The following is a 23,133-nucleotide window of genomic DNA, read 5'->3' on the forward strand; positions in this document are numbered from 1 at the left end:
ATATTGGTTCCATTATTTTATATAATGGCATCCACAACTCTATTTTGTCAGGATTTTGTACAGCCAAAAGAAATTCAGCCCTATTTTGACCAGGCCAGAACTTTTAGAAATCAAAATAAGATTGACCTAGCCCTAGAAACCCTGAATACCGCCGCTTCGGAAGCGGAGAAGAATGAAGATGTAAAATCATTAATTGACAGTTTACATGAACTGGCACTACTCTATCTTAAAATAGATAAAGAAGGTGATACTGAATTCTATTGGGACCGCGCCAGTGTATTATTAAAGGATATTGAATATCCTTATGGTGACGCCATGCATAAATATATTGAAGCAATTCTTCTGTATAGAAGCAAGCGCAATTTTCAAGCTTTATTTATGATCAATGAGGCCAAACAGCTTAACAATGATCGTAATTTTTTCAATAATTTAATTTTGACAGAAGCCAAAATCTATATTAATCTTGAAAAGTATGAGAGCGCCACAAAAAATCTAAATTCATTGATCGTCAATACAGATGTTTATGAAAAAGAATATTTGGCCACACAAGCTTATTTGACCCTTGCAAAATTAAACCTAAGAACCAACAATTTAACGGAGTCCGCAAAAAATGGGGAGAATGCTCTTGCCCTAGCTACGCAAAACGGATTTTTAGTAGATATAAAGGACGCCAACACATTGTTGACCAATGTTTATGAAAAATTGGGATTATACCAAAAATCATTGGTAAATAGCCAAAACTTGGTCAAGCTTAAAGATTCTATCTTTAATGTCGATAAAATTAAAATTGAGGCCAAAACTGCAGATAAAATAAGGGACGATTACAAAACAGAGGAAATTGCCCGTCAAGAAAAGAAAATTGAGGAGCTTACAGAATCCCAGAACAGATCAGAATTTACTACGATATTGATCAGTTCGTTTTTAATTATTATTTCATTATTGGCCGTAACCCTTTACCGGAACAATCAAATAAAATTAAAGACCAACGACCTTTTACAGACTAAGAACAAGGAACTGCAAATTGCCCGTGATGGTGCGGTACAGGCCATGGAAGCCAAAACAAATTTTCTTTCAACGGTAAGCCATGAGCTCAGAACACCTCTTTATGCGGTTACAGGGCTCACCCATTTACTGTTAGAGGAAAATCCAGAGGAACATCAAAAAGAACATCTAAAGGCCCTAAAATTTTCTGGAGACTACCTGCTTAATTTCATCAACGATATTTTACATATCAATAAAATTGATGCCAATAAACTGGAACCCCTAAACATGGAGTTCAACCTTAAAAAGGTCATTAACGAGGTTATCAATTCATTGTCCCAAAGTGCCAAAGCAAACAAAACCAAATTGATATTGGAGTATGATGAAAGCATACCCGGACATATGTTGAGCGACCCTCTTAAACTTTCACAAATATTCATGAACTTGATAGGAAATGCAATTAAGTTCACCAAAGGAGGGGAAGTACGCATTACCACCAAATTATTGGAAAAAAATAATGATCAGGTTAAGATATTTTTTGAAGTAACCGACAATGGTATTGGTATTTCAAAAGAAAAACAAAAAAGTATTTTTGACGGATTTGAGCAAGGATCTATACAGATCAACAGGGAATATGGCGGTACTGGTCTAGGCCTTACCATTGTAAAAAGCCTATTAGGTTTGTTCAACAGTAAAATAGAATTGGAAAGTACCTTGGGCGAAGGAAGTTCATTTTCTTTTGAGATTGCAATGACCAGTATGGAAGACCTTCCGGAGGACTTTACTTTTGAAACGGCACAAAAGGACTATGATTTTAAAAATCTTCATCTGCTTATCGTTGAGGACAATAAAATCAACCAAGTCATTACCAAAAAAATGCTGTCTAAAAAAGAAATGACCAGTGACATTGCCAATAATGGTCATGAGGCAATTACCCTAGCGCAAGAAAATGTGTATGATGCCATATTAATGGATATTCATATGCCCGGCATAAGTGGTGAGGAAGCAACCATTGAAATAAGAAAATTTAATCAAGACACCCCTATTATTGCTTTGACAGCAATTTCGTTAGATGACAGTTTGGAGAGTTTTTACGCCGCCGGATGTAACGATGTGGTTACAAAGCCATTTAAACCAGAGGTATTTTACCAAAAAATAGGTGAGAATATTTTTGACAAAAAACCTAATTCAATTTCATAAAATTGTACAGTTCCTTTTGGAACAATTCGTTATCCTGAATGTTAAACGTATGGGATACTTCTATAAAATGTAAGTTATCTAAATGTGATTTCAACCTTACATAATCTTTCTCCGTAGTTAAGATGCAATCCTTTTTTCTCAACAAGTTTAGCTCCTTATCGCTAAAGAAATGATGATCGTTAAATTTAAGATGTTCAAAAACGAGCCCTTCCTTTTTTAAAAATTGCAATAATGGGTCTGGATTTGCAATACCCGTAACCAAGGTAACATGCTTACCCCTAAGCTCGTGTAAATAAATACGATTACCCTTTAATTGCTTATTATAGCTTAAATGACCAAACAATACTTGCTGGTTTATTTTTGGACCAATCTTGGACCTGATGGCATCCTTCTCATGTTCAGATAAATTGGCCGGACACTTGGTTACCACAATCATATGGGCGCGTTTTGCCTCGCCCTTATTATCTCGTAAACTTCCCGTTGGTAAATACCAATCTTCAACATATAGATTGTCATAGGCCGTTAAGAGAATTGAAAATCCAGGATTTACTTTTCTATGTTGAAAAGCGTCGTCCAGTAAAATTACATCAGGATGTACATTTATTTTCAACTGGGCTATACCGTTTCTTCTATCGGCATCTACAGCAACAGCTACTTTTGGAAACTTGCTTTTTAACTGATAGGGTTCATCGCCCATATCCTCTACTCGAGTATCCCCTGTGGACAACAAAAAGCCAGTTGTTTTTCTTTTGTAGCCCCTACTTAATATAGCTATGGCATAATTATCCTGTAATGTTCTTACCAGCAATTCTATCATTGGGGTCTTACCAGTGCCACCAACGCTTAAATTGCCCACACAAATGGTTTTTACAGCAAAAGTCTTTGAAGAAAATATACCAAAGTCAAAACACTTATTTCGTATAAAGACAATAAGTCCATAAATGAATGAAATGGGCAAAAGAAGTTTTCGTATTACCTGCATTAGTACGAAATTATAATAATTTATCTTTGAATATCTTATTTTTCAACAAAATGACCATAAACGATATTATGAATATCCTAGAGGAGTTTGCACCGCTAAACTTTGCAGAGGATTTTGACAATGTAGGCCTTTTAATAGGCAATGCAACCACAGAGGTCACCGGAGTCCTGGTAACCTTGGATACCTTAGAAAATGTAGTGGATGAAGCCATTGCTAAAAAATGTAACCTGATCGTTAGCTTTCACCCCATAATTTTTGGGGGACTAAAAAAGATAACCGGCAAAAATTATGTGGAACGCGTAGTAATCAAAGCCATAAAAAATGACATTGCCATATATGCCAACCATACGGCTTTAGATAATGCAAGACATGGTGTAAATGCCAAAATTTGTGAAGTGTTGGGCCTAAGCAACACTAAAATATTATTGCCCCAAAAATCTACGTTTAAAAAATTGACGACCTATGTTCCGGTAGAAAATAGTGATGATGTTAAACAAGCCCTCTTTACAGCAGGTGCCGGAGAAATTGGCAATTATTCTAACTGTAGTTTTTCCGTAGAGGGCAAAGGAAGTTACAAGGCCAATAGTAATGCCAATCCCACAAAAGGAACCATTGGGGAAACCCATACGGAACAAGAAATCATGCTTACTTGTATCATGACCAAAAATAAAACCACGGCAGTGGTCAATGCGTTATTGGACAGCCATCCGTACGAGGAAGTAGCTTATGACATTCAAACATTGGACAACACCAACCCCTACATAGGTATGGGAATGATCGGAGAATTGGCAAATGCGCTGCCAGAACAACAATTTTTAAGTGATTTGAAGCTTAAAATGAAAACACCGATCGTTAGACATTCAAAATTTTTAAATAGACCAATTAAAAAAGTTGCGGTTCTTGGCGGAAGCGGATCGTTTGCAATTAGTGCGGCAAAGGAAGCAGGTGCCGATGTTTTCATAACCGCAGACCTTAAATATCATCAATTTTACGAGGCTGAAAACCAAATTGTTTTAGCAGATATAGGACACTTTGAAACTGAGCAGTTTACAAAAAACCTTTTAGTTGATTATCTTACAAAAAAAATTCCTAATTTTGCAGTCCATTTATCGGAAAGTATAACAAATCCCATCAATTATTTTTAATATGGCAAAAAAAGAAGATTCCTCTGTAGAAGCGAAGTTAAGAGCATTATATGATTTGCAATTAATTGATTCTAGAGTCGATGAAATAAGGAATGTTCGTGGAGAACTACCTTTAGAAGTAGAAGATTTGGAAGATGAAGTCCTAGGCCTAAAAACGAGAATGGATAAACTTAAAACTGATTTAGAGAACATCAACTTCGAAATCGGCGCCAAGAAAAATCTAATTGAAGAAGCTAAGGCCCTAATTAAAAAATACGGCGAACAACAAAAAAATGTTCGTAACAGTAGAGAATTCAATTCTATCAGCAAAGAATTGGAATTTCAAGAATTGGAAATACAATTGGCAGAAAAGAACATTAAAGAGTTCAAGGCCCAAATAGAGCAAAAGAAAGCTGTAATTTCTGATACTAAAGAACGTTTAGCGGAACGCGAGGCACATTTAAAGCATAAGAAGGGCGAGTTGAACGCCATATTGGCCGAAACGGAAAAAGAGGAAAAAGCTTTATTGGAAGAGTCCATCAAGTTTCAAGATAAGATTGAAGAACGTTTGGTAAAAGCTTATGCGCGTATTCGCAAAAACGTTAAGAACGGTTTAGCCGTTGTACCTATTGAAAGAGGTGCTTCTGGTGGTTCTTTCTTTACTATTCCACCTCAAGTACAGGTAGAAATTGCCTCAAGGAAAAAAATAATTACAGATGAGCATAGTGGTCGTATTTTGGTTGACCCAACGTTAGCCGAAGAGGAAAGCGAAAAAATGCAAAAAATGTTCGCAAAGTTATAAGAACAATTCATCATGAGAATAAAAAGGCCATCTTTTAGAAGATGGCCTTTTTTTAGTATATTACTTTTAATGAGGCTACATCACCTTTTACTAATATTATCTGCACTCTTTCATATCCATATGATAAACGCACAAACAATCAAGGATTTTCAATGGAAGAATAGAATACTAATTTTAAGTAGTAACGCAGCCAATACCAGTTCAGTAGACCAAGCCATACAAAAAATCAATGGGGCACAGCAGAACGTTCAGGAAAGGGACCTCATGGTCCTTATTCTCAACAAAGACAAATTTTATACTTTAGAAAATGAATTGGTAGACCTTAAACCGGTTGCCTCTCTCAATACTTTAAATGATGGCTATATCTTAATTGGTAAGGATGGTGGCATTAAAGCACAGGAACCATATCCTTTGGACCTTAAAAAATTATTTGACCTCATTGATAGTATGCCCATGAGAAAGTCTGAAATAAAATCAAAATACTGATTAGCCCAATAGTTCCAATATTTTTTCCTCTACTTCCCTACTATCCCATTTTTTATCCAAATCGGGCATTTTCATCACCTCTTTCATAATGGCCTCTTGCGCATCTCCTTCTGCCAATGCTTCTGCATAAGGTCTTAGGGAAAAGGTAACTCTACTATATGCGGGCACCCATTTATCCGGATATTTGGAGGCAAAGTGTTTTTCAATTTTCTTTTGTAGCAAAAAATTGGCATCCGCGGTCTTACTGCTCATTTCCACAAAATTTCGATAACTTAATTCTGCAATGGCGTCCGCATTAGGTTTTCTCCTTTCTTGATAGGTCTGAAAAATTTTTTCCCAATCATTGCCCAGTTCTTGTATTATCTGGTCGAGCACATAAATATCCTCAAAACCGGCGTTCATTCCCTGACCATAAAAAGGAACAACTGCATGTGCAGAATCTCCCACTAGCGCTACTTTGTTCCAATAGGTCCATGGGTAACATTTCATGGTAACCATGGCACTGGTAGGGTTTTTAAAAAAATCTTCCGTTAAGTTTTCTATTTCATTTTTTACATTGGGAAAATAGGTCGTAAAGAACAAGACCGCGTCTTGCTTGGTCTTAATACTTTCAAAGGATACATCCCCTTCAAACGGCATGAACAACGTACACGTAAAGCTACCATCTAAATTGGGCATGGCTATGAACATAAATTTGCCCCGTGGCCAGATATGAAATGAATTTTTGTCCAACTTATGTGTACCGTCACTATTGGCAGGTATGGTTAGCTCCTTATATCCTACGTCAATAAAATCCTGGGAATAATCAAACCTACTGCGGCGCTGCATTTTGTGGCGCACCCTAGAAAAGGCACCGTCACAGCCAAATACCAAATCATATTCGTATTCTTTCCATTCTCCTTTTTCACTCTCACCCGTAAATATTTTGGCCTCTGGTAAGTCTATATCCCATACCTTTTCCTCAAAACGAAAATCTACACCATTTTTTTCCGCAAGGTCTATCATCTTCCTGTTCAGTACCCCCCTTGATATGGACCATATAGCTTCACCGTCCTTTCCATATTTTTGATAATACTCTGGTTTACCTATAACATGCATGGCACGCTTGTCCAATGGAATGGCAATGGTCTTAATCTCCTCTTCCAGGCCCACGGCTTTTAAGGCATTCCACCCCCTATTGCTCATGGCCAAGTTGATCGACCTTCCTGAAAATTCTATATTTCTAATATCGGGCCTTCTATCGAACACCGTTATGCGGTGCCCGTATCTTTTTAAATAAATTGCCAGTAATGAACCTACTAGTCCGGAGCCTATAATGGCTATATTTTTTCTTTCTTGGGTCATGCTTGAGGCTTTATGCCATCATTAAGTGAATGTTAAATGTAGCAAATAATGAACTATTTATAGCATTCATTATACAAACTAAACAAATCAATTTGGAATTCTTACGATTATAATGTTTAACTTTATTTAAAATTAATTAAACAATTTTTATTTTGAAATATTTCAATATTGAAGCGTTGCAAAAACTTCCCAGCAGGCACAGGGCCCATCTCATCAATACCTGTACCGGATATAAATCTGCCAATCTAATTGGGTCAAAGGATAAAAATGGTATCAGTAATTTAGCGGTCTTCAATTCCGTAGTACATATTGGTAGTAACCCTCCAATGCTAGGTTTTATTCTTAGACCATTGACCGTAAGGAGAGATACTTACCATAATTTTAAGGAAACCGGTTTTTTTACGGTCAATCAAATAACTAGTTCAATTATCAAAGCGGCCCACCATACATCCGCCAGTTATAATCCAGATATTTCAGAATTTTCCAAAACCGGTTTAACCGAAATGTATTTGGATGATTTTTTTGCCCCGTACGTAGCGCAAAGTAATATAAAGATAGGTTGTAGCTATATAAACGAGTATACGATTAAGGAAAATGGATGCCTATTGATTATTGGAGCTATTGAACACTTGTACCTACCGGAAAATATTATTCAAGACGATGGCTGGTTACACTTAGAGAAAGCGGATACGGCTGCTATTATTGGGCTAGATGGTTATGCATTGCCTAAACTGTTAAACAGGTTCAATTATCAACAACCAGATGAACTCATCAAAACCATCTTATAATGGCCCATAAGAAACAATTTTTACCAACCAAAATCTGTGCGGTATGCAAAAGACCATTTACGTGGCGCAAAAAATGGGAAAGCAATTGGGAAGAGGTAAAATATTGTAGCGAAAAATGTAGAAGAAATAAAGCTTAACCAAAAACTATATCATGAACAATATCATTTGGTTTAGAAATGATTTAAGAATAGAGGACAATATTTCATTGGTTCATGCCATGAAAGGCAAAAAGGTTATAGCCTACTATTGTTTTGAATCACTTTTTTTTAAAGAGGATATATATGGATTTAAAAGAACTGAAAAATTTAGGGCCAAATTTTTAATAGAGACCTTAAAAAATTTAAAAGAGCAGTTAAAACAACTCCATATACCCTTATTTGTATATCAAGGAGAATCAGCTACCCATCTTACGCAATTGATAAATTTACATCAAATAGATAATGTGTATTTACAGAAAGAATGGACAAGAGACGAGCAGGATATAGTTAATATGGTTAAGAATAAGGCAAGGTCTACCACGTTCATTGAAACCTTTGATCAATTTTTATTTCATCCAGAGGATATACCCTATTCATCCTATGACTCCATACCTGAAATTTTTACGAGTTTTAGAAAAAAATGTGAGCTTACCGTAAAGGTAAGGCCCATAGCCAAGATCACTCATACATTACCTTTGGATAATCTTATTGAAACCCATACGCATATACCTACCATAACGGAATTAGGATTTAATGAGTTCACCGTGGATAAACGTACGGCCTTTCCCTTTAAAGGAGGCACTTCTGAAGCCAAAGAAAGAATTGACCACTATTTTTGGAAAACCAGAAAACTGGCATATTATAAAAAGACCAGAAACGGACTTGTTGGCACTGATTATAGTTCTAAACTATCCCCGTGGTTGGCCAATGGCAGTATCTCACCTAGAATGATCTTTTGGGAAGTCAAGCATTTTGAGAAAGAAATTACCAAGAACCAAGATACCTATTGGCTCATATTTGAACTTATTTGGCGTGATTATTTTAAATATATATCCTTAAAACATCAAAATACTATTTTTCTGCAACAGGGTATCCTCCAAAAAAAATATGATTGGAAAAACACCAAGAGCATAAAAACCGATTGGATAAACGGTATGACCAATGAACCTTTTGTAAATGCCAATATGAAAGAATTGGCTATGACCGGATGGATGAGCAATAGAGGAAGGCAAAATGTAGCAAGTTTTTGGTCAAAGGAAAAAGAACAGGATTGGCGTATAGGAGCTGCCTATTTTGAAAGTATGCTAATTGATTATGATGTGCACAGCAATTATGGAAATTGGATGTATGCCAGTGGAGTGGGCAATGACCCAAGGGACAGAAAGTTTAATATAAAAATTCAAGCTGAGCGCTATGATGGTAATGGCAAGTACCAACGTCTATGGTTGCAGGATACCTTGTTTTAACTGCAGTACCCCCACAAATAAGATAATTTAAAACACAGAAAATGAAGACCTTACGCTTAATTCTTGGAGATCAATTAAACCAAAACCACTCATGGTTCAACACCGTTGATGAAAATGTTATTTATATCATGTCGGAAATGAGGCAGGAAACGGATTATGTAAAACACCATATCCAAAAAGTAGTGGCTTTTTTTATGGCCATGCGCGACTTTAAGGAACAGCTCTCGTCCAAAGGGCATCACTTTATCTATTACACCGTTACCAACCCAGAAAACCCACAACAACTTAAGCAACTGATAGAACAGGCCATTGAGAAAAACCAAATAAATAGGTTTGAGTACCTATTACCTGATGAATATAGGTTGGACCAACAATTAAAGGAAATTTGTGCAGACCTGACAATAGATAGCGCATTTTTTGATACGGAACATTTTTATACCACTCGTTCACAGTTAAAGGACTTTTTTAAGGGAAAAAAACAATTAATCATGGAGAGTTTTTACAGAATGATGCGTAAAAAACATAACATCATGATGGTAAATGATCAACCGGAAGGTGGTAAATGGAACTTTGACCACTCCAATCGTAAAAAATGGAAAGGTCAGCCAACCATACCCCATGAAAGGGGCTTTAGGAAAAACGTAACGGAAATTTTAAAAGAATTGGAAGAGGCCAATGTAGTAACGTTTGGATCAATTGACCCTGAGCAATTTAGCTGGCCCGTTACCAGAGCGGACTGTCTTTCCGTACTAAACTATTTCTGCAATGAACTTTTAGTACATTTTGGTGACTACCAAGATGCTATGCATGAAGATCAGAAATTTTTGTTCCATTCGCGCATATCGTTTGCCATGAACGCGAAAATACTATCCCCAAAAGAGGTCGTAGATAAAGTTTTGGACCACTATTATAGCCATAAAGAAGATATACACATTTCGCAAGTAGAAGGCTTTATACGGCAAATAGTGGGATGGCGTGAATACATGAGAGGTATTTATTGGAAAGAAATGCCAGATTACAAAAACATGAACAAATTGGAAAACACCAATAAACTGCCAGATTTTTATTGGACCGGAAATACCAAAATGAACTGTTTAAAACACGCTATTGGCCAAAGTTTGGATACTGCCTATGCCCACCATATTCAACGACTTATGATTATTGGCAACTTTTCCCTGTTAACACAAATGCACCCAGATGAGGTGGACAAATGGTACCTGGGCGTATATATAGATGCCATAGAATGGGTAGAAATCACTAATACCAGAGGCATGAGCCAGTTTGCAGATGGCGGTATAGTGGCTACAAAACCATATGTAAGCAGTGCTAATTATATACATAAAATGAGTAATTATTGTGGTAATTGCCAGTATAGCCATACTAAAAAAATTGGTGAAAGCGCATGCCCTTTCAATGCTTTATACTGGAACTTTTTAGCAGAAAAGAAAAGTCATTTTAAGGACAATCAACGTATGGCCATGATGATGTCCTTATTGGAAAAAATGGATGGAGAAAAATTAGCGGAACTGCAAAAAAGAGCGCATCTAATAATTCAAGATCCAGATGCTTTTTAATTTCAATACCAACTATAAAAAACACTAAAATTCATTCCTTTTTTAAATTGAATATTCCCGTTAAAAACCCAAAAAACTATAATTTTCAAAAATCTGACGAAAACAAGAATTATTTAGAAGGATAAACCATCCCATTTCTTAAATTCCTACGAATTTTATAGTGTAACGTTTTTGAGATTTTATTAAAAAAAAACGCTGTTACCCCCTAATAGTGTGATTACTATCGATTAACGACATTAAGTTATCGGCAAAGCAATTTTAACACTTTTCACCACACTCTTACAACAAATCCATTGTTTAAAAATTAACAAAAACCGTGATAATTTAATTTTTGATGTTTTTCTATTATTTATATTTAACTAATTGATTTTCAATATTTTATATTAAAAAAAATAATAAATGTTAAAATTTTGAAATTTATTTGAAAGAAAATTACTGCAAACAAAAAACCACAACTTTTACTTGCTACACAACAACAATTTAATTTTAAATTTTTATCAGCGTTAATTTGTCATTGTCCGTTTACTGGTAGATTTCTAGCCGTGGACGTACAGTTTTGAACGACGAAACTAGAAAGTTCAGTATTAAGGAATATTCTATTTCAACAACGTTCAAAGTTTGACATAAAAACAATTTGACCAGTTGCCGTACATAACTTTAAAAAGTCTGTACTGCCAAAAGTTAAATTTAAGAAATGATAGTTTCTGATAATCGACCTATGACCAAAAATTTTATTGCAGCATTAACCTGCGTTCTATTCTGCTTGACCAGCACATTTTTATCGGCCCAATGTGAAAATAGTAATGGTGGTTTTGAAAACGGCACCACCAATTATGTTTTTGGACCCGGGTCAGCCTTAGAAAGTAATCCTTCGCATATATTGAACGGCAGTGCCGCAGCATCCTTGCCTGCTTCAGGCGGAGTAATTACAACCGTTGGCTATTTGATCAGTGAAGGAGAGACCCTTAACTTTAGTTTGTTCAACAAAGTTTCCGGTACAACAGGTTCTGTTGAAGTATCCGTAAGCTTTTATAATGGTGGCGGAAACTTAAGAGGAGTTGAAAATTTAAGTATTCCCATAAACGGAAACGAAAACTATAAACAAAATAATTTTACGGCAACTGCGCCTAATGGTACGTCGTATTTTGAAATTGAAATATTGAACAACACTAACGATATCGTATATATCGATGACGTTTGTTTTGGATATCAGAGAGAAATTTGTGGTAATGGCATTGATGATGATGGTGATGGTAATGTAGACGAATATTGTTATAGTATATCAGATGCCAGCGTATCTGAAGGTGGGGTAATGACCTTTACTCTTTCTACTACAACGGCAGAATTATTGACAAGCCGCACATTTGATCTTACTTATGTAAATCTTACGACTACAGATGCTGACTACACGGGACCATCCCAAGTGACTATAAACCCTTTTACAACTTCAAGAACGTTTCAGGTAACTGCGGTAAACGATGATTGGGTAGAAGCAACGGAACAACAGTTCGCAATTTATTTTACAAGAAGTACCGGTGAGGTCAATTATGAAAAACGCCAAGGAATAGGAACCATAACCGATACCGATGTGGCCTATGTCACAGGTGGCAATTATGATGTTACCGAAGGAGGAACAATTAGCTACGGACTTACTTTGTCCACAGGAACAAATTCAGGCGGTCAACAATATGTAGGCATAGAAGATGCTTATACGGTAGATTTCCAAGTTTTGGAATATACGGGTTCCGTTAGTCCGGCCAGTAATGGCACGGATTTTAATGCGTTTACCACAACGGCGACTTTTCCTGCGGGATCGATTGCAGGTTCCCAAATTTTTATAGATATCCCTACAACGGAGGATTCTTTGGTAGAACCATCTGAAGAATTTCATGGTATAAAATCACAAAACCCAGCTGAGGCTACTAAATATGGCTCAGGACCTTCAAGAGTATCCATAAATACGGAAAATTCTTCCTTACGAATACATGACAATGATACTGCAACCATAAGCATTACGGATGCTACCGTTCTTGAAAATGCCGGAAATGCTACAATTACCTTTACTTTAAACGGTGATGTCCAAAATCCTTTTGACATTGATTATGCAACAGCGGACAATACGGCCCTGGCTACCACGGATTATACCACAGATTCAGGAACAATAAACTTCACAGGTACAAATGCGGAAATGTATGCCATAAATTTTGACATTACTGACGACTCCGTAACAGAACTTCAAGAGAACTTTGTCATTAATCCGGTTTACAACCCATCTACCGTTACTTTAACAAATTATGTACCGCAACAAATAAACTTTGTTCCAAGTTCATCAACGATTACGATAAACGATGATGATCTGGATACGGACAATGATGGTATTAGGGATGCAGTGGACATTGACGATGACAATGATGGTATTTTGGATACCAATGAAGCCATTGAGTGTATTGATGATGATTATCTGGCTTGGGAATTTAATTCACCTCCCGGTACCAGAACAGTGGACTATGTCCAAAATCCAGCAATAACAAATTGGTTAATTTCCTCGGCTTCCGATATTGTTATCGGTAGCGGAATTACAGATGCTTCACCGGGAACGGAATTACAGATTACAGATTTAAATGCGGCAAACTATACGGAAGCAATTGTCAATAATGACTACATAGAGGTAAGTTTTACGACCGCAAGTAATTTGACATATCCTGTTATGGAACGAATGGGTGTCAACTGGTATCAAAATTCCGATGGAACAACAATTGGCAATGCCTATGATGCCGCCATTGCTATTTCAAAAGATAATTTTACTACTTCTACCCTTTTGAACAGTGATGTAAACGTCCACTACCCAACCAATGGCGTATCCGAATTTTTTGATCTTACACAATCTGGTGTCCAATATAATCTGGAAGAAAATACAACCTATACGGTCCGTATATATGTTTACAACCAACAATCTGATGGTAATGTGGCTTATTCGGTTTTTGATGATTTAACCCTTAGGCTTTCATCATGCTTGGAACGAGATACAGATGGGGACAATATTCCTGATCAGCTAGATAATGACAGTGACAATGATAATTGTGTAGACGCCGTTGAGGCAGGTCATACGGATCCTGATGCAGATGGCTATTTAGGAAATTCACCTGTAACTGTCAATGCTCTTGGCCAAGTTACAGGACAAGGTGGCTATACTGGCGTAACCGGAAATGAATTGTTGGCTACGGAGGCAACTGTGAACGTACCACCTTCCAATACCACCGTCAACGATGGTGGATCAACCACTTTTGAAATTGATGTAACCGCAATAAACACAACTAGTTTCTCTTCCGGTACCCCGGTCTACTCCGGCCCCGGAAGCTCAGATTCCTCAAGTGAGCTTACGTACCAATGGCAAGAAAATGGCATAAATCTTAGTAACGGTGGGGTATATAGTGGCGTCAATACAAATACATTGGCTATAAATAATGTTTCTGGATTAAGTGGCAACACCTATACGGTAATAGTAACACATAATGATCATTTATGTACCAATATTCAACGATCGGCAACGCTGACTACTATAGATATTTGTGATCCCATAGCATCTGGATATACGGATACTGATGGTGATGGACTTACTGATGTTTGTGATCAGGACGATGATAATGATGGTATTTTAGATACTGAAGAATGTCCAATTGTTCCGGTAGATTTTAGCGCAATAGAATCTGACCCTATTGTTGAGGGTGATCCTTCGGTAAATTTTACTACTGATATCAATGGTAGTTCGTTACCGTTGACATTGACCGTTGGTAATGTTATAAGTAACGGTGCAACTGATATGTCCGTACTATCAGAAAATTCAGGCTCTATATTAAGATTTCAAGACGCCAATGGGGTTATTTCAGGTACAGGATATTCAGCAGAATTATTATTCTCAGAGCCTTCTAATTTTAGGTTTGGGGCAAACAATACATTAGGTAATTCCAATATCAACCAATCAGATAGATTTATAATTACACCTATTAATCCTTCCGCAGATTTTAAATGGATCATTATATCAAGTGCTGCTGCAGAAATTACGGTACTGAGCAATGAAATGACCATAACGGGGGATAGTAGTTCAGGCAACTTAGGAAATGCGCCGTTTGCAGAGTTTGACATATCAATTTCAGGTACTGTAGAAGGCCTGGTGGTGTATCATGAAGCCAATTTCTCAGCCCCAACTTCTTTAAATTCAGGTAGATTTTCATTTTCATTCTGCCCAGACTCGGATAATGACAATATTCCAGATAGTCTTGAAACCGATAGTGACGGGGATGGTTGTGCAGATACACTAGAGGCAGGTCATACCGATCCAGATAACGACGGTAGATTAGGTTCTTCACCTGTAACCGTAAATGCCAATGGTCTTGTTACCGGACAGGGAGGATATACGGGAACCAATGCTAATGTAACAACTTCCAACCCAGCGGCTGTAATTACCACACAGCCTTCTAACCAAGTTACGAACTTGGGTGGAAATGCTACATTTGCTGCAGTTATTTCTGGTTCCGGTCTTACTTACCAATGGGAAATAAGCACAGATGCAGGAACTAATTGGAACCCAATTACCAATTCGGGAATTTATACTGGGGCAGATACCGATCAATTGACCTTAACCGGGGTTTCCACATCTGATCACGATAATGTATTTAGGCTTATTGCCTCTGATATTAATAATGCTTGTACCCCAGAAGTAATTACCAATGAAGTTAATCTTTATATAACTCCAGAAATCAGCATATCGGATTCTGCAACAACGGAAGGTTCCAATAACGTTTTCACGATAACCGCATCTCATAGTATTAGTCAGGATATTACGTTCAATATCGCGTACACTGATATAACAACCAATAGTGATATTGCCACTAATGGTGTTGATTATAATGGACCAAATTCGGTTACACTTTTGGCTAATTCAACATCTGTAAGTTACAATGTTGCTACAGTAGACGACCTTCTTTTTGAAGGAACAGAAGAATTTGAAACCCAAATAGCTTACGGTTCTGGCGGTACGGTCAATATTATTGATAATGAAGGAAATGGTTTAATTTATGATAATGACAACCCCGCTGCAGGAGAAGGTATTTCCGTAGCAGATTTTTCCGTTAGCGAAGATGTTGCCGGAGGAATCGCAAATTTCGTTTTTACCTATACAGGTCCTGAAGTAGAAAGATCATTTACCTTGGAATATCTTGTAAATGACGGTAGCGCACAATTATCTTCAGATTATTTGATCAATGGTGGAACTACCATTACAGGAATTATCACATTCCCGGCCAATACAAGTAACGGAGATACGCAGAGCTTAAACATTAACATCATAAATGACAATTATATTGAACCTACGGAAGATTTGACCTTGGACATTACGAACAAGTCCTTTTCTAATCTTATTATCGTAGACAATACAGCTATTGGAACCATTACCAACGATGAGACTCCTGCCGCAGGAGAAGGAATTTCAATCGCAGATTTTACAGTTAATGAAGGAATTACCGGCCCAAATACTGTTGACTTCGTCGTTACATATACAGGACCTTCCGTTGAAAATGCATTTACTGTAGATTATGCCCTTGCAGATGTAACCACTACCGCAGGATCGGATTATAGCGCCAGTGCTACTGGAACGATCACTTTTCCTGCAGATACCGCTGATGGAGATACACAAGTCATTACGTTGTCAATAACAAATGACAACATAATTGAAGGTGATGAAAGTTTAACGGCTACATTATCCAATTTATCCAATACCCTTTTGACCATTGTAGATGGAAATGCCACCGGTATCATAGAAGATAACGACACCACACCATCCACAGGTTTATCCGTTGCAGATTTTACGGTTAACGAAGCAATAGGTACCGTCAATTTCGTAGTTACCTATACGGGAAAAAACGTTAAGGACGGATTCACAGTAGATTACGCCATCAATAATGGCACCGCTTTATCCGGTCAGGACTTTACGGCAGACCTTGCCAATCAACTTTCATTTCCCGCTGGTACCACCAACGGAACAACAAGGTCGGTAGCCGTTACCATTAATGATGACTTGATTATTGAGGGACCTGAAAATTTAAGTATACAATTGTCCAATCTATCTACATCCTTGCTTAATCTAGTAGATCCGGATGCATTAGGTACAATAACCGACAATGATATCAAAACGGCCACAACCGGTCTTACGGTTGCTGATTTCACCGTTAACGAAGCTGGCAATACCGCTAACTTTGTCATTACTTATAACGGTAAGGAAGTTCAAAACAGTTTTACGGTGGATTATACCATTACAGACGGTACAGCAACCGTAACTACGGATTATAATGTTAGTCCGCTTACAGACACCTTGACATTTCCTGCTGGTACTCAAGATGGTGACCAATTGACCGTTGCCATAGATATCTTAGAGGATGTAATCATAGAAGGCAACGAAACCTTAAATTTTGCGCTTAGCAATCTTTCTACGACGCTGATCAATATTGTTGATGGCACTGCCGTAGGAACTATTGTGGACAATGATATAAAAACCGCTACAACGGGCTTAAGTGTTGCAGATTTTACCATTGCTGAAGATGGTGGTACCGCTAATTTCGTCATTACCTATAACGGATTGGAAGTACAGGAAGCCTTTACGGTAGATTATAACATTGCCGACATTTCCACAACGGTCAACGCTGACTATACGGCTACACTTACGGATCAAATTTCCTTCCCCGCAGGAACTTCCAATGGGGACCAAGTATCTATAGCTGTTAACGTTATTAATGATAATCTTATAGAGGCCAATGAGCAATTAAGCCTGCAATTATCCAATCTTTCAACCAACCTGATCAATATTGTTGATGCAAATGCCAACGGTACTATCACAGACAACGATAATACGTCAGATAAAGGAATTGATTTTCAAAACTTAACGGTAACCGTTACCGAAGGCGACCCAGGCGATACCGTGGAAGCCAATTTTATCGTTGAATTTATTGGTGATATAGATACAGGGGAAACCATTGAGGTAGATTATTTGATCAACAACGGTACTGCCGCCAATGCTACCGATTTCTCCCCTCCTGCTACGGTTCAGACATTGACCTTTACCAACTTGACCAAAACAAATACCATTACGGTTCCTATCCTTAACGATAATACGGTAGAGGCTGTAGAAGATTATTATGTGGATCTTGTAGCTATACGGTCTAATGTAGGTATCAGATTATTGAACAACCGTGCAACAGGTATTATTAACGATGATGATGGGGGTAGTTTATCCGTAGCCGGTTTTAGCATTGTTGAGCAGACCAATTCCATTAATTTTGATGTGTCCTATAGTGGCGACAGGGTTGTTGGCGGATTTACGGTAGCTTATCAAATTACGGACATTTCCACTACTTCTGGGGTAGATTATACGGTAGAGACTTCTTCAACAGGTACTTTAACGTTTACCGGGGTGGATAACGAGGTGAGGTCCGTACAAATCAATATAATAGGTGATTCCTTTATAGAACCTAATGAGGACTTACAGATAACGATTTCAAGTCCATCAATAGCAGAGATTACCATTGCGAACAACCAAGCTACGGGTACCATTGTCAATGATGACTCCGGTAGTATTTCCGTAACCGGTTTTTCTGTGGATGAATACAATACCACCGCTAATTTTAATGTAACCTATACCGGTCAGCCCATAGATGGCGGATTTACGGCTTCTTACGTAATCAATGATGTTACTACGACTTCCGGAACGGATTATACAGTAGCATCACAAACTGGTACCCTAAACTTTACGGGCGCCAATAATCAGGTGCAACAAGTACCGGTCAACATTATTCAGGATGCTATTTTAGAAGGAAATGAGACATTGAACATTACCATCACTTCAATTTCTCCCAATTTAGTAACCTCTTCAAATAGTACTGCTACGGGTACAATTGTAGATATCAACCATCAACCAACTGCTGTTGATGATTCCTTTGTGGTTTTCGGTACAACGGATTTAACCATTTTGGCCAATGATGATTTTGGTTTCGACGGTCCTGCGACCGTTAATTCACTTCAAGTAGGTGCCGCTCCAATAAATGGTACGGTAACGATTATGGACAATGGTACCCCAGGAGATTCAACGGACGATTATTTTGAATACCTACCAAGTCCGTCATTTAATGGTAACGACTCATTTACATATATAATCACGGATTCTAACGGCTCAACGGATACGGCCACCGTAAATATTTATGTAAACGATACCAATCTTAAGAAAGATTTTGAAATTAGGTATCAAGGAAGTATCAACGGAGATTTTACAATGATCGCCAACAATGTACTTTCCCGTACTAGAACAGGGAACTATAATGGGGAAGATGGCAACCATGACTTCACGGACAATGTCTTTGTTGATATTGATTCTGACCCAACGACCTTTAACTCTACCAATGCCAATTTGGCAAATCCAGAACCAAGTTTAAGCTGTCTTAATATCAAGAAAGCATATTTATACTGGGCAGCGGCAGATAAAGAATATGATGGTACTACCGGTGGTGGTGCCACGGAACCCACTTGGAACTTTAACCAGGTGAAATTAATGCTTCCAGGTCAAACGACCTATACGACCGTATCTGCGGATGAAGTAATCTATAGGGGTCGTAATGACCATTTTCAAAATGACCCTTATGTGTGTATAAAGGATATTACGGATGACATCAACTTGCTTGCTTCTCCTTTTGGCACCTATCAAGTAGGTAACGTAAAAGCTACGGAAAGAAGGTTATTATCGCATGGTATCAATAGTAATACCGGTACATCTGGTGGTTGGCAAATTGTATTTGTCTATGAAAACGTATCATTGGACCCAAAAAATATTACGTTATATGATGGGTATGTTCATACGTTTGCCTCTAATGGTGCAGGTGAAACGGAATTTACGTTTAGTGGTTTTGAAACTATTCCAAATGGTGTCGTAAATGGTGATGTAATGATTGGCGCATTGGAGGGAGATAGAGATCTTTCCGGAGATCAACTATTGATTTATGATGCTACAAACAACTGGTCCAATATCAGCACAGCTTTGAGACCTGATAATAATTTCTTTAATAGTAGAATTACTATCGATGGATTAAACTATGTAAACCGTAGTCCTGCGAGTACAAATACGTTAGGTTTTGATGCCGCCTTATTTCCGTTAACAAATGGAGGTAATCAATATATTCAAAACAATCAAACATTTGCCCGATTTAAAATCACAACAGATCAGGAATCTTATGGACTATACCTCATGGGACTTAGTGTTGATGTATATCAACCAAGTTTGGGTGCCTTAAGCTTAGATGTTAATGCTACCGGTCCTTTTGATGCAGGCGAAGTGGTTCCGTTAACGTTGAATATTACTAACACTGGAAATGATGATATAGAGGATTTGGAAATTACAACCGTACTGCCAGTAGAAGCTGACTTCTCCGGAGTAGGTACATTGCCCGCCGGCGTTTCACACTCTTATGACACATTATCAAGAACCTTGACCTTTAACGTTGCTAACGGTAATACCAACATGGGAGCAGATTTTGAGATAGATTTTGATATTGTACTTAGGGAACAATGTTATTTCTTGGAGGATGCTTGTACGGCAAGTTTTGAAATTCAATCTACAGCCACCTTTACCGGGGCAACGAACGGTAATACGTATACCACAAATAGTTCCTCTTCTACGGATTCTTGTGGAATTGGCACACATGACCCAACGGTCATAGATGTACAACAACCTGATCAAGTTGCATGGGCAACGGCTCCAAATGCATTGAACAGAACCGTTTCATGTGACAATATTTCAGCTTTGAACAATGCAAACTCTCTGGAACCTGCAACGGCAATCTGTGATTTCACCTTGAACAAGACTGCAGGTGCATTTGTACCATCTGGCTCTTGTCCTACTGAAGGTACATATACCAATACATGGACGTTTACCGATGCTTGTGGAAGGGTAAGTGAAGTTTATACCCAAGTAATCACTATTGAAGATAATGACGCTCCAACCTTCAACGAATCCCTACCTGGGGATACGTATGCGGCACATGACAATATTCCGGTAGCTCCGATACTATCCGCCAATGATAATTGTGATGCAAATTCTACGGTAGTCTTTACGGAAACTTATGACGGTGACAATACAAGTACATCATATACGATCATTAGAAATTGGTCCGTAAACGATTGTGCAGGTAATAATACCAGCCATACCCAATATATTTATGTTAGTGAGAATGGAGACCCTATTGGTCTAGGTATTTCGGACATAACGGTTAATGAAGATGCAGGCACGGCAACGGTTGTAGTTACGCATACTGGATCGGTATCCGGTGGTTTTACACTAAACTACACTACTGCTGATGATACTGCGTTACAATCCAATGATTATATTGCACAGTCTAATTTAATTTCTTTCTCCGGTACCAATAATGAAAAAAGGTCCATTACCATTACTATCAATAACGATGACCTTATTGAGGTAACCGAGCAGTTCTTCGTACAGATTAGCAATGGTACCAATACACCACCAATAAACGATAATGAGGGTATTATCACCATTACGGACAATGATAATATTCCAGGTACAACAGGGGTATCTTTTGCCAATAATAATGTAGTCGTTACCGAAGGCACAAATACCTATGCGAGATTTACCGCTACGTTTACAGGAAATATTGCTCCTGGTCAAGATGTTTTGGTAGACTACATTACATCTAATGGCACCGCAGGAGAACCTGATGATTATACGCTGACGCAGGGTACCATTACTTTTAATAGTACTACGAATTCCGTAGATATAGATGTTCCGATTATTGATGACTCTATCATTGAACAAACAGAGGATTTTGTATTGACCTTATCCAATATACAATCTAACCTAGGTGTTGGCTTTGTTGATCAACAACCTACCAATACCGCAAACGGAACCATAAACGATAATGACAATATTCTGGGAACAACAGGTATTTCCTTTGCCGATGATACGGTTATTGTAACCGAAGGTTCTGAAACGTTTGCAAGGTTTGTAGTAACCTTTACCGGGGCCATTGCACCAGGCGAGGATGTAACTGTAGATTTTGAAACATCTGATGGTATTTCTGCCCAACCAGCTGAACAACCTGACGATTACACATATACCAATGGTACGATAACCTTCAATAGTACAACGACCACGTTCAATATAGACGTGCCGTTCAATGACGATAACATCATTGAACCTACTGAAGATTTTATCTTGACCTTGTCCAATGTACAATCTAATATAGGAGTTGGCTTTGTTGATCAACAACCTACAAATACGGCTACGGGAATTATCAACGATAACGATAATAATCCTGGTGTAACAGGAATATCGTTTGAAAACGATAATATTACTGTGAACGAAGCGGATATCTCCGCTACGATCACCGTTCTTCTTACGGGCAATGTTCAAGGAGGCTTTAGCATAGACTATACCACTACTCAAGACTCTGCACTACCTGTAAATGACTATACTGCTGTGTCCGGTACATTAAACTTTAACGGAACTGATGGAGAAAGGATTACGATTACCGTTCCTATTACCAATGATAGTTTCATTGAACCTACGGAGCAATTTTTCATCGACTTATCCAATATTTCCACTTCGTTGATTGCCATAAACGACAATCAAGGTACGATCACCATTGAGGATGACGATCTAGCGCCAGGTAACGGTATTGACTTTATCGCAACAAATGTTGAGGTAACCGAAGGTGTTGGTGTTACGGCCGTTTTCGATGTTATTCTTTCAGGTACTTTCCAAGAGCCGTTCGATGTAGCCTTTGAAACAGCTTTTGGCACTGCTACAGCAACAGATTTCATTGCTCAATCGGATATTTTATCGTTCGCAGGTAACAATAATGAAGTTCATCAAATCACAGTAAACATACTTAATGATAATTTTATAGAACCTACCGAAGGATACTTTGTTAACCTATTAAGTACTACAAATCCTTTAGTGCCCATAAATACACCACAAGCTACAGGTACTATTCTTGATGATGATAATACTCCGGGTACCACAGGAATATCCTTTGACGCAGCGGACATCATCGTGACCGAGGGCGTGGGCGTACAGGCCGTGTTCACCGTGAACTTTACGGGCGAGATCGCTCCGGGAGAGGAAGTGAGCGTGGACTTCGTGACAAACGACGGGACAGCCCTGGACGGAACGGACTACATCGCCGACAACGGTACGCTGACCTTCAGGAACGACGAGTACACAAGGACGGTGGCCATCGATATCGTAAACGACAATTTCATAGAGCCGCAGGAGCAGTTCTCCATGGTGCTGTCCAACATACAGTCCAACATGGGCATCGAGTTCGTGGACCAACAGCCCACAAACACCAAGAC

At 38.1% G+C, this 23,133-nt stretch carries 11 protein-coding genes; 9 read left to right on the forward strand and 2 right to left on the reverse strand.

Annotation, left to right across the window (positions count from 1 at the left end; all coding sequences use genetic code 11):
* Positions 1-24 precede the first annotated feature (24 nt).
* Positions 25-2,181, forward strand: coding sequence for a hybrid sensor histidine kinase/response regulator (locus CHB68_RS17555; RefSeq protein ID WP_089263107.1), 2,157 nt, complete (start codon positions 25-27; stop codon positions 2,179-2,181).
* Here CHB68_RS17555 and lpxK read toward each other — a convergent pair.
* A complete protein-coding gene (lpxK, locus tag CHB68_RS17560; RefSeq protein ID WP_089263081.1) occupies positions 2,165-3,163 on the reverse strand; it encodes a tetraacyldisaccharide 4'-kinase in 999 nt (332 codons plus the stop codon). The genes CHB68_RS17555 and lpxK overlap by 17 nt on opposite strands.
* 50 nt (positions 3,164-3,213) lie before the next feature.
* Between lpxK and CHB68_RS17565 the strand changes: the two genes are divergently transcribed.
* From CHB68_RS17565 to CHB68_RS17575, 3 genes are read left to right on the forward strand one after another with little or no spacing between them, the layout of a single operon-like run.
* A complete protein-coding gene (locus CHB68_RS17565; RefSeq protein ID WP_089263109.1) occupies positions 3,214-4,308 on the forward strand; it encodes a Nif3-like dinuclear metal center hexameric protein in 1,095 nt (364 codons plus the stop codon).
* Between the two features lies 1 nt (position 4,309).
* Positions 4,310-5,089: a zinc ribbon domain-containing protein gene (locus tag CHB68_RS17570; protein WP_089263083.1), complete on the forward strand. Its 780-nt coding sequence runs from the start codon at positions 4,310-4,312 to the stop codon at positions 5,087-5,089.
* A gap of 12 nt (positions 5,090-5,101) precedes the next feature.
* A complete protein-coding gene (locus CHB68_RS17575) occupies positions 5,102-5,575 on the forward strand; it encodes a DUF4174 domain-containing protein (protein ID WP_089263085.1) in 474 nt (157 codons plus the stop codon).
* On the opposite strand, the gene CHB68_RS17580 is transcribed toward CHB68_RS17575, so the two are convergent.
* Entirely contained in the window at positions 5,576-6,919 is a 1,344-nt protein-coding gene (locus CHB68_RS17580) for an FAD-dependent oxidoreductase (RefSeq protein ID WP_089263087.1), read from the reverse strand.
* 152 nt (positions 6,920-7,071) lie between these two features.
* Between CHB68_RS17580 and CHB68_RS17585 the strand changes: the two genes are divergently transcribed.
* The 5 genes from CHB68_RS17585 to CHB68_RS17605 form a co-directional block, all read left to right on the forward strand.
* Positions 7,072-7,707 carry a flavin reductase family protein gene (locus CHB68_RS17585; RefSeq protein ID WP_089263089.1) on the forward strand — a complete coding sequence of 212 codons (636 nt, stop codon included), beginning with the start codon at positions 7,072-7,074 and terminating at the stop codon, positions 7,705-7,707.
* Positions 7,707-7,844 (forward strand): DUF2256 domain-containing protein, encoded by a 138-nt coding sequence (locus tag CHB68_RS17590; RefSeq protein WP_089263091.1) that lies wholly within the window; start codon positions 7,707-7,709, stop codon positions 7,842-7,844. The genes CHB68_RS17585 and CHB68_RS17590 overlap by 1 nt, the downstream gene beginning before the upstream one ends.
* 14 nt (positions 7,845-7,858) lie before the next feature.
* Positions 7,859-9,151 (forward strand): DASH family cryptochrome, encoded by a 1,293-nt coding sequence (locus CHB68_RS17595; RefSeq protein WP_089263093.1) that lies wholly within the window; start codon positions 7,859-7,861, stop codon positions 9,149-9,151.
* A 41-nt stretch (positions 9,152-9,192) separates the two neighbouring features.
* Positions 9,193-10,725, forward strand: a complete 1,533-nt coding sequence (locus CHB68_RS17600) for a cryptochrome/photolyase family protein (RefSeq protein ID WP_089263095.1) — start codon at positions 9,193-9,195, stop codon at positions 10,723-10,725.
* A 718-nt stretch (positions 10,726-11,443) separates the two neighbouring features.
* The coding region (locus CHB68_RS17605) for a Calx-beta domain-containing protein (protein WP_089263097.1) at positions 11,444-23,133 on the forward strand (11,690 nt) is incomplete at its 3' end.

The sequence above is a fragment of the Maribacter sedimenticola genome (assembly GCF_900188415.1).
Taxonomy (GTDB): Bacteria; Bacteroidota; Bacteroidia; order Flavobacteriales; family Flavobacteriaceae; genus Maribacter; species Maribacter sedimenticola.

Excerpts from the sequence above, each read along its gene's own strand:
- CHB68_RS17555 (WP_089263107.1), top strand. The coding sequence starts at position 25 with ATGGCATCCACAACTCTATTTTGTCAGGATTTTGTACAGCCAAAAGAA.
- lpxK (WP_089263081.1), bottom strand. The coding sequence starts at position 3,163 with ATGCAGGTAATACGAAAACTTCTTTTGCCCATTTCATTCATTTATGGA.
- CHB68_RS17565 (WP_089263109.1), top strand. The coding sequence starts at position 3,214 with ATGACCATAAACGATATTATGAATATCCTAGAGGAGTTTGCACCGCTA.
- CHB68_RS17570 (WP_089263083.1), top strand. The coding sequence starts at position 4,310 with ATGGCAAAAAAAGAAGATTCCTCTGTAGAAGCGAAGTTAAGAGCATTA.
- CHB68_RS17575 (WP_089263085.1), top strand. The coding sequence starts at position 5,102 with ATGAGAATAAAAAGGCCATCTTTTAGAAGATGGCCTTTTTTTAGTATA.
- CHB68_RS17580 (WP_089263087.1), bottom strand. The coding sequence starts at position 6,919 with ATGACCCAAGAAAGAAAAAATATAGCCATTATAGGCTCCGGACTAGTA.
- CHB68_RS17590 (WP_089263091.1), top strand. The coding sequence starts at position 7,707 with ATGGCCCATAAGAAACAATTTTTACCAACCAAAATCTGTGCGGTATGC.
- CHB68_RS17595 (WP_089263093.1), top strand. The coding sequence starts at position 7,859 with ATGAACAATATCATTTGGTTTAGAAATGATTTAAGAATAGAGGACAAT.
- CHB68_RS17600 (WP_089263095.1), top strand. The coding sequence starts at position 9,193 with ATGAAGACCTTACGCTTAATTCTTGGAGATCAATTAAACCAAAACCAC.